This window comes from Neolewinella antarctica (assembly GCF_011927835.1).
Lineage (GTDB): Bacteria > Bacteroidota > Bacteroidia > Chitinophagales > Saprospiraceae > Neolewinella > Neolewinella antarctica.
In genome coordinates this window covers 769,497-782,705 of the sequence record NZ_JAATJH010000001.1, presented here as the reverse complement: position 1 = coordinate 782,705, position 13,209 = coordinate 769,497, and the positions used below count along the sequence as shown (strand labels likewise).

General features: G+C 53.0%; 14 protein-coding genes. All 14 read left to right on the top strand.

The features are described from left to right. Positions 1-5: 5 nt before the first annotated feature. The 14 genes from GGR27_RS03225 to nth all read left to right on the top strand — a co-directional run bounded on the left by GGR27_RS03225 (position 6) and on the right by nth (position 13,151). Positions 6-587 carry a DUF3341 domain-containing protein gene (locus GGR27_RS03225; RefSeq protein ID WP_209037866.1) on the top strand — a complete coding sequence of 194 codons (582 nt, stop codon included), beginning with the start codon at positions 6-8 and terminating at the stop codon, positions 585-587. 178 nt (positions 588-765) lie between these two features. Beyond that, positions 766-1,671, top strand: coding sequence for a c-type cytochrome (locus GGR27_RS03220; protein WP_168035940.1), 906 nt, complete (start codon positions 766-768; stop codon positions 1,669-1,671). 60 nt (positions 1,672-1,731) lie between these two features. Beyond that, a complete protein-coding gene (locus GGR27_RS03215; protein WP_168035939.1) occupies positions 1,732-3,252 on the top strand; it encodes a hypothetical protein in 1,521 nt (506 codons plus the stop codon). Positions 3,253-3,383: 131 nt separating this feature from the next. Continuing rightward, positions 3,384-4,901 carry an OmpA family protein gene (locus GGR27_RS03210; protein ID WP_168035938.1) on the top strand — a complete coding sequence of 506 codons (1,518 nt, stop codon included), beginning with the start codon at positions 3,384-3,386 and terminating at the stop codon, positions 4,899-4,901. Between the two features lie 54 nt (positions 4,902-4,955). Beyond that, positions 4,956-6,809: a cytochrome c oxidase subunit I gene (locus GGR27_RS03205; RefSeq protein WP_168035937.1), complete on the top strand. Its 1,854-nt coding sequence runs from the start codon at positions 4,956-4,958 to the stop codon at positions 6,807-6,809. Between the two features lie 133 nt (positions 6,810-6,942). Then, positions 6,943-7,854, top strand: coding sequence for a heme o synthase (cyoE, locus tag GGR27_RS03200; protein WP_168035936.1), 912 nt, complete (start codon positions 6,943-6,945; stop codon positions 7,852-7,854). 5 nt (positions 7,855-7,859) lie between these two features. Further along, positions 7,860-8,480: a cytochrome c oxidase subunit 3 gene (locus GGR27_RS03195; protein WP_168035935.1), complete on the top strand. Its 621-nt coding sequence runs from the start codon at positions 7,860-7,862 to the stop codon at positions 8,478-8,480. 74 nt (positions 8,481-8,554) lie between these two features. Further along, the gene (locus GGR27_RS03190) at positions 8,555-9,526 is read left to right on the top strand and encodes a cytochrome c oxidase subunit 3 (protein ID WP_168035934.1); all 972 of its coding nucleotides are present in this window, start codon (positions 8,555-8,557) and stop codon (positions 9,524-9,526) included. A gap of 115 nt (positions 9,527-9,641) precedes the next feature. Then, positions 9,642-10,064 (top strand): cytochrome C oxidase subunit IV family protein, encoded by a 423-nt coding sequence (locus GGR27_RS03185; RefSeq protein WP_168035933.1) that lies wholly within the window; start codon positions 9,642-9,644, stop codon positions 10,062-10,064. A gap of 195 nt (positions 10,065-10,259) precedes the next feature. Then, on the top strand, positions 10,260-10,904 hold the full coding sequence (locus tag GGR27_RS03180; RefSeq protein ID WP_168035932.1) for a hypothetical protein: 645 nt from the start codon (positions 10,260-10,262) through the stop codon (positions 10,902-10,904). A gap of 2 nt (positions 10,905-10,906) precedes the next feature. After that, the gene (locus GGR27_RS03175; RefSeq protein WP_209037865.1) at positions 10,907-11,506 is read left to right on the top strand and encodes a DUF420 domain-containing protein; all 600 of its coding nucleotides are present in this window, start codon (positions 10,907-10,909) and stop codon (positions 11,504-11,506) included. Between the two features lie 48 nt (positions 11,507-11,554). Further along, positions 11,555-11,815, top strand: coding sequence for a hypothetical protein (locus tag GGR27_RS03170; protein WP_168035931.1), 261 nt, complete (start codon positions 11,555-11,557; stop codon positions 11,813-11,815). Further along, positions 11,815-12,495, top strand: a complete 681-nt coding sequence (locus tag GGR27_RS03165; protein WP_168035930.1) for a YjjG family noncanonical pyrimidine nucleotidase — start codon at positions 11,815-11,817, stop codon at positions 12,493-12,495. The genes GGR27_RS03170 and GGR27_RS03165 overlap by 1 nt, the downstream gene beginning before the upstream one ends. Before the next feature lie 11 nt (positions 12,496-12,506). Further along, positions 12,507-13,151, top strand: coding sequence for an endonuclease III (gene nth / locus GGR27_RS03160; RefSeq protein ID WP_168035929.1), 645 nt, complete (start codon positions 12,507-12,509; stop codon positions 13,149-13,151). Positions 13,152-13,209: the final 58 nt, after the last annotated feature.

Sequence of the window (13,209 nt, the reverse complement as noted above, 5' to 3'; positions counted from 1 at the left end):
ATAATATGGCACACGCAATTGCACATAGTGGAGTGACGCAGATCGATTCCGCAATCGACCCCACCCACCGCAATATTCTGTTCGGCCTTTACGACGACGAGGTAAAACTGCTCGATGCCGTTAAGGCAGCCAATGCAGCTCACCTGGAAATCGATAATGTTTACACGCCCTTCCCCGTCCACGGGCTCGATCCGCTGCTTGGCCTACAGGAAAGTCGTCTGCACCAGGCGGGCTTTATCTTCGGGTCAATCGGTTGTCTGTTCGGGTTCGGGTTCATGACCTGGGTATTTACGCGCGACTGGCCAATCATTTTCGGTGGAAAGCCTTACTGGTCCGTTCCGGCATTTATTCCGATCACGTTTGAATTAACGGTACTGTTCGCCGCCGTAGGCATGGTACTGGTTTTCTACATCGTGTGTGGCCTCGGCCCGGGTGCGGAACCACGCCGCCTGCACGACCGGATTACGGACGATAAATTCTGTTTGGCGTTCGACGCCACTGATTTGGACGGCGATTCAGTCGACGGATTGCGCGGGTTTTTCGCCGAGACCGGTGCCGAAAGCGTTCACAACAAATACACCGCCTAAATTTAGTTTGGGCGCGGTCGCGGGTGAATAGATTTTCGGTGGAGCAGGGTAGGGGTTTTTACCCGCCATCCTTGCGCATACCGAATGATTTTGCACCCGCGACAGCGCCCCTGGCTAAAATGGAGGCGTAGTTTAAAATAATAACCGAAGGTCAATTGGCCTTCATGAAGTATATAGCATGAAAGATTTGCGCATACTGGTACTGTCCCTTTCTCTTGCCATTATCCTGGCATCCTGCAGCGATGCGGACGAGAACTTTGCGGGTAGTGAGTACATGCCGGACATGGCACACTCGCTGGCACAAGAGGCGAATACCTATAACTACTACTATTACAATACGTGGGATGATCGCTCGACGATCAAACTGGCTAAGCTGGTCTACCCCCGGGTAACCGTTAAGGGTGCCGTGCCGCGTGGTTACGCTGGTCGTTACCTGGCCGGTGCTCCCAATCCGGAGCCAGCGGAAGGTGCGGACGACGAGTTGCACAGTTACACTTTTGCCGAGCAGAGTGAAAACGGCATCAGCACGCCAACCAACGGATTTGTCCCTTACTACTACGAGGACTCCCCCGAAGGCAGAGAACGTGCGCTCGCGGAGTTGAATGACAATCCTTTCCCCATTACGGAGGCTGGGATGGTTCGTGGAGCCAACTTGTACAACATCTTCTGTGGCATTTGCCACGGTGCGCAAGGAAACGGTCTGGGTTACATTTACGATGAAGACCAAAACCCCAATGCAGCCTACCCACTCGCGCCCGCCAACTTTTTGACCGACGAGTTCAAGGCAGCCAACAACGGCCGTTTCTACCACGCAATTCAGTACGGTTATAACGCGATGGGTGCCTACAAAGACAAGATCAGCTACGAAGAGCGGTGGCAAGTAATCCACTACATCCGCAGCTTACAGGCTAAGGATGCCGGTGCCGAGTACGATCAGGATGTCAACACCCTGAATCCTACTTACGGCACGCCAATGGCGCAGGCCGGGGGCGTACGAATGACGGATGATGCTGAGGCAATGGGAGCCGATCAGCTTTCTTCCGAAGAGACCGAAGCGGAAAGCAATCAGCTCCGTAAGAAGTAATTACTACCACCTATTTAGAATTTTGGTGGCTGCGGCCCCCGCATTAACATACATCTACTGATGGAGACATTCGTATTCTCGTCCCGCGCTAAAGCAACAACCGGTGGTCTGGCCGTCTTCGGTTTCCTACTACTCGTACTTAGCTATTTCGTTGACGGTGGTGAGGGACACCACATGCGCTTTTGGACCAACTTGCTCCACAATACCGTATTTTTCACGGGCATTGCCGCCCTCGCTGGCTTTGCCTACTGTGCCTTTACGACTGCCTATGCTGGCTGGTTCGTGCAATTCAAGCGGGTGTGGGAGAGCTTCTGGATGTTCTTACTTCCCGGTTTGTTCCTGATGGGTATCATTATGGTTGGTTTGTTTACCCACGATAACCACATGTATCACTGGAACGATGACGCCGCCGTCGCCCACGACGTAATCCTAAACCACAAGCAATCATTCCTTAACAAATACTGGTACTCGATTGCTACCGTAGTGTTTGTCGGCATCTGGTATTTCGTTCTTGGCCGCATTCGTAGTATCAGTATTGACGAAGACGTGAACGGCACCGCAGCGTACGGTCACCACGCGAGAATCAAGAAGTACGCGGCTCCGTTCCTGGTGTTTTTTGGGTTTAGTTCCGCCGCCCTGATCTGGCAGTGGATCATGTCGCTCGATGCGCACTGGTACTCCACGATGTTCGCTTGGTACGCTACGGCTTCGCTCTTCGTCGCCATGACGGCGCTGACCATCATGCTGTTGATCTACCTGAAGAGCCGCGGGTATTACCCGGGCATCAATGCGGAACACTTCCACGATTTAGGTAAATACCTGTTTGCCATCTCTATTTTCTGGTCTTACCTGTGGTTTAGCCAGTACATGTTGATCTGGTACGGAAACATCGGGGAGGAGACGATTTATTTCCGTGAAAGATTGGACAGCTATCCTTTCCTTTTTTGGGGGAATCTAGCCTTCAATTTCGTACTTCCCTTCTTCGTTCTTATGCGGAACGATACGAAGCGGAAGGCGGGTACGCTGTTTTTTGTCGCAGCGTTTGTTTTCTTTGGCCACTGGTTCGATTTCTTCCAGATGATCAAACCCGGCGCTCGTCTGACCATGATCGAGATGCAGGAGCACGAAGGTGCTCACGGCGCGGGCCACGAAGGCGAGTACGCTGAACTTCCCGGTCATACCGGTGCCGTTGGCGAAGGTGAGCACATCGGTGGCCCCGGCCACCAGGGTGATCTGCACGATGACGCCCACGAGCCGCTGGTAGACAACCACAACGTCGAGACCCACCCGGATGCGGTTGAGAGTAATATTCCGATTGCTATCGAGAATCAGGAAGGTCCCGGACCGAATATCGCTGATGACGACTTAGCTACCAGTGACCACGAAGGAAGTGAGCATTACGCCACCAGTCCTAGTGCGGAGTTCAAATCAGGGTACACGATTCCTGGATTACTTGAGATCGGAATCTTTTTAGGCTTCCTGGGCGGCTTTCTCTTCTTTGTGCTGAGCACCCTCGCTAAGGCACCGCTGGAGCCAAAACGGGACCCATACTTTGAGGAGAGTCTACACCACCATACCTAGGTCGGTAGACATAATCTAAATAAGGGGTAAACGCGTAACCGAAAGTAGGTCTCCGCGTTAACTTTGCAACAGTCCTACCTAAGGTATTCTCTAGGTTTACGGGCTTCATTAAGAATGCTAATCCACAGCTGATGAAAACATTAATCGTCTTTTTCTGCATCGCGCTTCTTCTGATGATCGTCTTCCAGATCGCTAAGGTGCGTGATCTAGCCAAAGTGTTACGGGGCCCCGAAGAGATCGAGGCACGGAACACGAACATGACCGGTATTTACCTACTTGCGTTCGGCGCGGTATTTTTGATTGCCACTACGCTCTCCGCCCTTTACTTCAAAAACTGGATCCTGGGTTACGGTCCGCACGAATCAGCATCAGCGCACGGTGCGCGCATCGATACGATGATGGCCTGGACTTTGGGCGTCACGTACAGCGTATTTGTTCTCACCCACATCCTGCTTTTTTACTACGCCTACAAGTACCGTACGCGGAAGGGAAGAAAAGCTCAGTACATCTCCCACAACAATACGTTAGAGATTGTCTGGACGGGTATTCCCGCCATCGTGATGACCTTCTTGGTGATCGGTGGCCTCGATGCGTGGAACGACATCATGGGTGATGTTGGAACGGATGAGGAAATACTAGAGATTGAAGCGACTGGTCAACAGTTCTTCTGGACGATGCGCTATCCCGGTGCCGACGGTTTGCTCGGGAAAAAGGACTTCCGATTAATTTCCGGTAGTAACCCACTTGGTCAGGACTGGACGGACTCGAAAAACACGGATGACTTCATGAACAACCACGTTGTTCTTCCGGTGGGCCAAAAGGTGCGGGTGCGCATCACGGCCATGGACGTACTCCATGACTTCTACCTTCCCCAGTTTCGCGTGAAGATGGACGCCGTACCTGGCTTACCGACTTACTTCATCTTTACACCAACCAAGACGACTAAGCAGTGGCGGAAGGAATTGAGTGAGTACGCTGAGTACCAGATCCCTGACCCGGAAGATCCCACTAAGCAACTCTGGGAGAACGCAAACTTTGAACTGGCTTGTGCCGAACTCTGTGGAACCGGCCACTGGTCGATGGCACGGACCGTCACCATCCTGGAAGAAGACGAATTCGCGCAGTGGGCGGCGGACCAGGAATCATTCTACTTAACGACGGTACGTGGTACTAAGAACGATCCTAACGACGGTATGCTTTTTCCAGCGGAAGTAGCTCAGCGGAGTGCTGAGTTTTTGACCGCGGCGAACGCCAGTTTGGAGACGGAGGACGATGCTGATAACACGCTCGTACTCGAGTACGTCACCTTCGAGACGGGTAGCGCAGAACTTACGGAGCTGTCTAAGTACCAACTCGACGATGCGGTTGCCTTCCTGAAGGCAAACACTGATGTTTATGCTGCGCTACGGGGCCACACCGACAACGTTGGTGACCCAGACATGAATCTTAACCTCAGCGACGCCCGTGCCCGTTCCGTACGTCAGTACTTGCTGGACAACGGTATCACCGTCGATCGGCTAGAAAGTGAAGGCTTCGGTGAAATGATGCCTTTAGAAGACAACTCAACTGAAGAAGGCCGCGAGGCTAACCGCCGTACGGAACTTTATATTTCACGTACTTTGAATGGTGCTGAACAGTTGAGCAAATAATTTATTGTAGTAGCATTAGTAGCTATCTGAAGAACCTCTTTTTAATATTCAACCATGGCAAGCGCAATTATTACTGCACCGGTGTCTCGTTCGGAAGGTCTGATCCAGGAATTGGGTTATGACGACCACTTCCACGATCACCATCACGGAGACAAGTACCAGTCTAACTTTGTCTCTCATTATATCTTTTCGATGGATCACAAGATGATCGCCAAGCAGTTCCTGATCACGGGAATGATGTGGGCGATTATTGGTGGCTTGATGTCACTTGTGTTCCGTATGCAGCTGGGTTTTCCCGAAGAAAGCCTCGCGTGGTTACAGCCCGTACTTGGTAAGTGGATCGCCATCAATGGTGACGGCATAGGTTCGCTGGTGCCTGATTTCTATTACGCACTGGTCACGATGCACGGTACCATATTGGTATTCTTTGTACTGACGGCCGGTCTAAGTGGAACCTTCTCGAATCTGTTGATTCCACTGATGATTGGTGCTCGCGACATGGCCTCGCCATTGCTGAACATGCTGAGTTACTGGTTCTTCTTTATCTCCGGCATGGTGATGTTCTCTTCGCTTTTCCTTTCGACCGGTCCTTTTGCCGGTGGTTGGGTAGCTTATCCGCCACTCTCCGCGTTGCCACAGGCGATGGACGGGTCCGGTGCCGGTATGACACTCTGGACGATTTCACTGGTACTGTTTGTTGTTTCCGTTCTTCTCGGTGGTATCAACTACATTACAACCGTTCTTAACCTGCGCACCAAAGGGATGAGCATGTGGCGTCTGCCGCTACCGATCTGGGCTTTCTTCGTGACGGCCATTATTGGTTTGCTTTCCTTCCCCGTACTAACTTCCGCTTTTTTCCTAATGATGCTAGACCGCGGTGTCGGTACGAGTTTCTACCTCAGTGACATTTACATTGGTGGTGCCGCACTCGACCACGTAGGTGGTTCGCCGATCCTTTACCAGCACTTGTTCTGGTTCCTCGGTCACCCGGAGGTTTACATCATTATCCTTCCCGCAATGGGTATCGTTTCGGAAGTACTTTCCGTCAATGCACGCAAGCCGATCTTTGGTTACAAAGCGATGGTCTTCTCCATTCTGGCGATTGCCTTCCTGTCCTTCATTGTTTGGGCGCACCACATGTTCATGTCTGGCGTGAACCCGTTCATCTCTAACTTCTTCGTGATCTTCACGCTGATCATTGCGGTTCCTTCCGCGGTGAAGGTGTTTAACTGGATTGCGACGCTTTACGGCGGTAACATTCGCTTTAACCCGGCTAGTCTTTTTGCCATTGGGTTCGTATCGATGTTTATTTCCGGTGGTCTGACGGGTATTTGGTTGGGTAACTCTACCCTCGATATCCAGCTTCACGATACCTACTTCGTAGTGGCTCACTTCCACATTGTTATGGGTGTAGCTGCTTTCTTCGGAATGTACGCCGGTGTTTACCACTGGTTCCCCAAGATGTACGGTCGCTTCATGAACGAGACGCTCGGTAAGTTCCACTTCTGGGGTACGATCATCGGTGCTTACGCAGTTTTCTGGCCAATGCACTACATCGGTATGGCTGGCGTCCCCCGCCGGTACTATAAGTTCGATGCCTTCGCTACGTTCGGCCACTTTGACGGGTTGAATAAGTTTATCACCATCGCAGCCATCATAACCTTCGGGTTCCAGTTGCTCTTCGTGATCAACTTCTTCTACAGCATCTGGAAAGGACGTAAGCTAACTACGCAGAACCCTTACAACGCTAACACGCTCGAGTGGACGACACCAGTCGACGTAGGCCACGGTAACTGGCCGGGCAAACTTCCCTCCGTTCAGCGGTGGGCGTATGATTACGGTAAGGATGGTCGTGAGTTTATCTCCCAGGTTGAACCCGTGGGGGAAGACGAGTCTCCGGTTCACTAAATCATCCGGGTAGCCACAACTAATAGTTAGTCACTAGCTATTAACTGTTTACCACGATAAGAAACGGCCCGTAGTTCGTAGCATTCGCCACGAGTTACGGGTCGTTTGTTTTAACCTCAATATCGATTAAACCGTGAAAGACCAAGTTTCAAGTCGGGACTTCTCAGGATTCAGTCAGTGGATGACTGATTTGGCGGCACTGGTCAAGTTCCGCCTGTCCGCAACGGTTGTACTATCGTCCGTTCTGGCGTACCTCGTGGCCCTGGGTGGGTCCGGGTTTAGTTGGTTTGCCGTAGCCGTCCTGACCGCTGGCGGGTTCTTGACAACCGCCGCCGCTAACGTTCTTAACGAGCTACTTGAGAAGGATTACGATAAGCTCATGGCGCGTACGAGTTCCCGACCACTGGCCGAAGGCCGGTTAAGTATGTCTGATGCCTTACTGATTGCTGGCTTTGCCAGCATCGGAGGAATCACCTTACTTGCTCTGTTTAACCCCTGGACGGCCTTCCTCGGAATGGTTTCCCTCATCAGCTACGCATTCGTCTACACTCCACTCAAACGAGTGGGGCCGATTGCCGTCCTGGTCGGTGCCATACCGGGGGCTTTGCCCGCACTGATTGGATCTACCGCCGCCGAGATGAGTATTACTACGTTGGGGCTCACCTTGTTTGCGATCCAGTTCTTCTGGCAATTACCTCATTTTTACGCGATTGGCTACCTGGGGTTTGATGATTACCAGAAGGCAGGTTTTAAGCTTGTCCCCGAAGTAGAGGGTAAAGCTGATACCGCCACGCTGGGACGTGATTCCATCGCGTCTACCTTCATTTTGCTACCCCTGGGCTTCGTACCTTATTTACTAGGCGCGACTTCCCTCTGGGCTTCCGTGATCGTGTTGCTACTCGGCCTAGTTTTCCTGAATTTTGCCGTAAAGTTCCGCCGCGCGCCCTCACGGAAATCCGCGCTCGGCATGATGTTTTTCTCTTTCGCTTATCTCCCGGTTGCGTTCACGCTCTTCTGGTTGGGACAGCAGTACTTTTCAAATTAATTGTAATGCGTAAAGTAACGATTGACGGCAGTCTGGTGACGAACAAGGAAAACTTGCGCACCGAGGCACTCAAGCGACAGAACAAAATTCACCCCAAAAAGCTAGCGCTCTGGGTGGGTTTGGTGAGTCTCGTGATGATGTTTACCGCTCTTACGTCCGCGTTTATCGTGCGACGGGCGGCGGGCAACTGGCTAGAATTCTCTATTCCTTCTATTTTCTTCGTGAATACTTTGGTCATCGTAGCGAGTAGTCTAACTTTGCACGGCGCTTACGTAGCTTTCAAACGGGAGGCTGCGCTAGCTTACAAAGCTTTGTTGGGATTGACTTTCATCCTCGGTATTGCTTTCGTAGTGCTCCAACTAGTTGGTTGGGAGGAACTGGCCGCAAGCGGTGTTCCGCTCAAGATAAATCCTTCGGGCGACTTTATCTACGCCATCAGCGGTTTGCACGCGCTGCACGTCATCGGTGGGATTGCTATTTTACTGGTAGCACTCATCATGGCGTTTATCCTTCCCATGAAGGTCACGCCGGCGCGGCAGTTGCGTTTGGAGTTGACGATGACTTACTGGCATTTCGTTGATGTACTCTGGATTTACTTAATCGTATTCCTGAGTCTACAGCGCTAAGCTTAATTATAAATAATGGCGAAACCGATTAATCGGTGAAGCCCGCACCTCTACCGTTTTAAAAGACACGAAACATGGCCGAAGACACGGACATCCTAGTTGCCCCCGAACACGATCATTCCGACGAAGACGGACACTGGGAAGGGGGTGAAGCAAAACCGTTCGATACTTCCTACGGGAAGTTGATGATGTGGTATTTCTTGCTTTCCGATGCATTTACCTTTGCGGGCTTTCTCATTGCCTACGGGACGCTTCGTTTTTCTAGCATCAGCTGGCCCGTGCCCGACAAAGTGTTTGCCACCGCGCCCTTCGGCATTCATAATTTAGGAATATTCGGAGGGGAAGCGCCGCTGATTTTCGTGACGTTCATGTCCTTTCTGCTGATCATCAGCTCGGGTACCATGGTACGGGCGGTGCAGGAAGGAGCCCTGGAAAACAAGCGGGGCGTCGTTTTCTGGATGTTTCTTACGGTGCTTGGTGGTGCAGGTTTCCTCGGCTGTCAGGCTTGGGAGTGGAATAACCTGATTAACCACGAGCACATGACCGTGACTACTAACCCATTCGGCAGTTACACGGAAAACGGCTTCTTCTTGGACCCGGAAACAGGTGAGCAAACGGACGAGCCCGTTGAGTTAGGGGAAACCTACTTGCTACACGTAGCCGGTGCGGAGCACGGAGAGGCGGGGGAAGAAACTTTCGCTTACCCCGAGACGGCTGGTAACTACGCTGGCTTCGAAATCATGGGCGACGGCACTCCCTATATCCGTCGCAAGTACATGGCTACGGATGGTCCCGACGCGGGGTCAATCAAAACGCAGCAATTCGGTCCGACCGCTTTCGGTGCGCTATTCTTTGGCATCACGGGCTTTCACGGCTTCCACGTCCTGACGGGGGTAGCTTTCCTGCTGATCATTCTCATCAACTCCGCGAGCGGCGTGTACGCAATGCGTGCGAATGGTTACGAGATGGTAGAGAAAATTGGTCTGTACTGGCACTTTGTTGATTTAGTCTGGGTGTTTGTTTTTCTCGTTTTCTACCTCCTCTAAGCGTTGGATTGACCAAGTGCGTCATCACGAGTACATGGTGTTGTGACACTTACCCACAAATCGTTTTTCCTAAAGTCTACTGGCGCAACAATCGCCGCCCCAAAATCGAATCACCATGGCTAGCCACGCTACCTACGAAGAACAAACCGCCGCCGTCTGGAAAGGGCTTGGCCTACTGGCTGTTGTCACTTTAGTCGAAGTCGCACTCTCACTGCTCAAGGCGGCTGAATGGGCTAAGGGTTACGAATCAATTTTCGCTATTGCCTCCATCCTCATTATCGTGCTGTCGATCTACAAAGCGTACTTCATCATCTTCGAGTTCATGCACATGGCCTACGAGGTGAAGGGTTTGGCCATGAGCGTACTGCTTCCCGTATTTCTGCTGCTTTGGGCGGTCATCGCTTTCTTCTACGAAGGTGACGCCTGGAAGAACAACCGGGAAACCGTCAACGAGCGTAACCGGATGGAGCGGGAGATCTTGCCCAACCCGGGTCAGGCCGTTGGTGCGGGAGTCGAGGAAACTACTACAATGGACTAACCGTCACATCAAGAATATTGACGAACGTCGCTACTGGTCAGCCGGTAGCGACGTTCGTCTTTGCGCCCCGCTCTTTCCCAAATACCCGGCACCCGCGTCCACGCCCTGATGGCAGTCTAAGCTAAGGGTCATATTCCCTGGTATCAACATCCATCCGGCCCGGCGGCGGTTACCTTTGCAGAACAGTTACCCTTTATGGCAAACGCAAAATCAATTTTCAGCACCGTGGTCGTCCTCTTCCTGCTGGTCGGGTTGCCGGCGATCTCCTTCTACTACCTACGCACGGGTTTTACTTACCGCAAGGAGGCAATTATGACCCAGGGTGATTTTGGAAAGATGCCTGATCTTTCGGCGCTGACGCGGGTGCAGGGAACATTACCGGACAACCTGCGCGGCAGCATGGCCGTCGTTGGCTGGCTAGACCCCACTAAACAGGAGGCTACCAGGGTCTACGGACACATGATGGACAGCCTTTACCAGCAATTCGCGGACAGTCCGAACCTACACTTCACGACGATCGTGCTGAGCAAAGACCCCGACCAAACCGTGAATGAATTTACTCAGACTTACCACCTGCCGGAAGCTCCGATGCTGAGTTTCGTGCGGGCCGACGCAACCGCTTTTCAACGCAGTGCGAGCGACTTCCAATTGCCGCTGAGCCAGTACGACGCTCCCGGAACGGAACCCATCGTCGCGCTCGTCGATAGTTCCCAAACCATCGTCAAGCACTACAACCTCGCGCGGCGGGATGAGACGATCGGGTTGGTTCAGCTAATTTCCGTCATCATCCCCCTCCCCGAGAAGCAAGATTTGATTCTCGACCGGGGCCGAGAATTATAGACATGAACGCTATTCACCCACAACTCGCGACCGCACCGGAAAAAGAAGGCGCGCTCAAGATCGCCATCATCATCGCTTCCGTTGCCGTAACGGGTCTCGTAGTACTCATGCGCTACGTGAAGATCGACATGGGGGAAGGCTGGGACGTTGGTTTTCTACCCGCCGTCAACGCTACCCTGAACGCCCTGACGGCAGTTGCGCTACTGTTTAGTCTCTACTTCGTCAAGAATAGTAAGTTCGTCCTGCACCGGAACGCAAACGCCACGGCGCTTTTGCTGTCCGTCGTCTTTCTGCTCTGTTACGTCGCCTACCACTTTACTACGCCGGAGGTCAAGTTTGGGGATACGAACCTGGACGGAATCGTCAGCGCGACCGAAGCCGCCGCGGTGAGTGGTACGCGCACGATCTACCTGTTAATCTTAATCTCACACATTACGCTGGCCGGAATCCTGCTGCCCTTCATTCTCTGGACGACGATGTACGCCATCGTCGGTAGATACACCAGCCACAAAAAGCTGTCGCGGTTCGTCTGGCCTTTGTGGATGTACGTCGCCGTGACCGGCCCGGTAGTTTATTTGATGCTACGGGAGTATTATCCATAACTGCCGCAACCTACCTTTTAACCCCACGTTTACAGAGAAACAATCACGATGAAAAAGTCTGTCTGGATACTCGCCCTATTGTTGATTTGCGTCTCCTTTGGTGCAGATGACTTGCTGGCGCAATGCCCAATGTGCCGGGCGACGGCGGAAACTAACTTAGCGAACGGCGGAACGGAAGGCAAGGGCCTGAACAACGGCATCATGTACATGCTCTTTACCCCCTACGTGCTCATCGGCACGATCGCCATCCTGTGGTGGCGTAACCGGCAGCAAACGGAGGATGTTGCCACGGACGAAACGTACGTTTAGTGAAGTACGAATGGCTACTGTTTGACGCAGACAACACCCTCTGGGACTTTAGTGCCGCGGAAGCTTCCGCCCTCGAACGCACCCTGGTCAAGCGAGACATCGCCTGGAGTGAAGAAGTGCTGGGGGACTACCGGCTAATCAACCACCGCGTTTGGTCCGACTACGAAGCGGGAAACTTACCGAAGACGCAACTGCGGACCATCCGCTTCAGCCGGCTACTGGAACAGTACCGCCTCGATCACCCCGCCGAAGAATTATCGATCGATTACCGTACTTACTTGGCGGAGTCCACCCACATGCTGGCCGGGGCGGTCGAGTTACTCGAGTCCGTGCGGGATAGGTACAAGCTAGCGATGATTACGAACGGCCTCAAGGAAGTTCAGCGACCTCGCCTCCGTAGTACCCAGCTGGAAAAGTATTTTGAATTCATCGTTATCTCGGACGAAATTGGCGCCGCTAAGCCCAACGCCGTATTCTTCGACCACGCCTACCGGCAGATGGCCGGGGTGGATAAATCTAAGGTGCTGGTGATTGGCGACAACCCCAACGCCGACGTGCGTGGGGCGCTGGATTATGGCTTCGATGCCTGCTGGCTACGCCACCCGGGCACGCCGGATCACCCCAAACTAGGCGCGACTCACAAGATTCGGGATATTAGGGAATTAGCGCAGCACGTCTGATCTTCGCGCCCATGACCAAGCAAGAAAAAGCCGACGACATCCACCGGATCCTGGAAGAGTTGTACCCGACCGTGCCCGTTCCGCTCGATCACGTGGATCCATATACACTATTGGTTGCCGTACTGCTAAGCGCGCAGTGCACTGACGTGCGCGTCAATAAAGTCACGCCCGCGCTCTGGGCGCTGGCGGACGAGCCGCGGCTGATGATGGAGCAACCGGTGGAAGACATCCGGGCGATCATTCGTCCGTGTGGGCTGTCACCAACGAAGAGTGCGGCCATCAAGGAGCTGAGTCGAATACTGGTGGAAGACTACGGTGGTGAGGTGCCACAGGACTGGGCTGCGCTGGAGTCACTGCCGGGCGTTGGCCACAAGACGGCGTCGGTGGTCATGAGCCAGGCCTTCGGCGTACCGGCCTTTCCGGTGGATACGCACATTCACCGCCTTGCCTACCGCTGGGGTTTGACGACGGGAAAAAACGTCGTGAAGACGGAGAAGGACCTGAAGCGCTTATTTCCGGAGGAGAGCTGGAACAAACTCCACCTACAAATCATCTTTTTTGGGCGCGAATACTGCCCGGCACGGGGCCACCGAATGAAAACATGCCCGATCTGTGGTCCCTACGGGCGGCGGTCTCTACTAAATAAAGAGCAGTAGCCTGGTCTAGCTCTTCGAGTCAGGCGCTGATCTCCGGTTCGCAATCGACCTTGTCCGT

Excerpts from the sequence above, each read along its gene's own strand:
- GGR27_RS03180 (WP_168035932.1), top strand. The coding sequence starts at position 10,260 with ATGGCAAACGCAAAATCAATTTTCAGCACCGTGGTCGTCCTCTTCCTG.
- GGR27_RS03215 (WP_168035939.1), top strand. The coding sequence starts at position 1,732 with ATGGAGACATTCGTATTCTCGTCCCGCGCTAAAGCAACAACCGGTGGT.
- GGR27_RS03185 (WP_168035933.1), top strand. The coding sequence starts at position 9,642 with ATGGCTAGCCACGCTACCTACGAAGAACAAACCGCCGCCGTCTGGAAA.
- GGR27_RS03210 (WP_168035938.1), top strand. The coding sequence starts at position 3,384 with ATGAAAACATTAATCGTCTTTTTCTGCATCGCGCTTCTTCTGATGATC.
- GGR27_RS03170 (WP_168035931.1), top strand. The coding sequence starts at position 11,555 with ATGAAAAAGTCTGTCTGGATACTCGCCCTATTGTTGATTTGCGTCTCC.
- GGR27_RS03220 (WP_168035940.1), top strand. The coding sequence starts at position 766 with ATGAAAGATTTGCGCATACTGGTACTGTCCCTTTCTCTTGCCATTATC.
- GGR27_RS03175 (WP_209037865.1), top strand. The coding sequence starts at position 10,907 with ATGAACGCTATTCACCCACAACTCGCGACCGCACCGGAAAAAGAAGGC.
- GGR27_RS03225 (WP_209037866.1), top strand. The coding sequence starts at position 6 with ATGGCACACGCAATTGCACATAGTGGAGTGACGCAGATCGATTCCGCA.
- nth (WP_168035929.1), top strand. The coding sequence starts at position 12,507 with ATGACCAAGCAAGAAAAAGCCGACGACATCCACCGGATCCTGGAAGAG.
- GGR27_RS03205 (WP_168035937.1), top strand. The coding sequence starts at position 4,956 with ATGGCAAGCGCAATTATTACTGCACCGGTGTCTCGTTCGGAAGGTCTG.
- GGR27_RS03195 (WP_168035935.1), top strand. The coding sequence starts at position 7,860 with ATGCGTAAAGTAACGATTGACGGCAGTCTGGTGACGAACAAGGAAAAC.
- GGR27_RS03190 (WP_168035934.1), top strand. The coding sequence starts at position 8,555 with ATGGCCGAAGACACGGACATCCTAGTTGCCCCCGAACACGATCATTCC.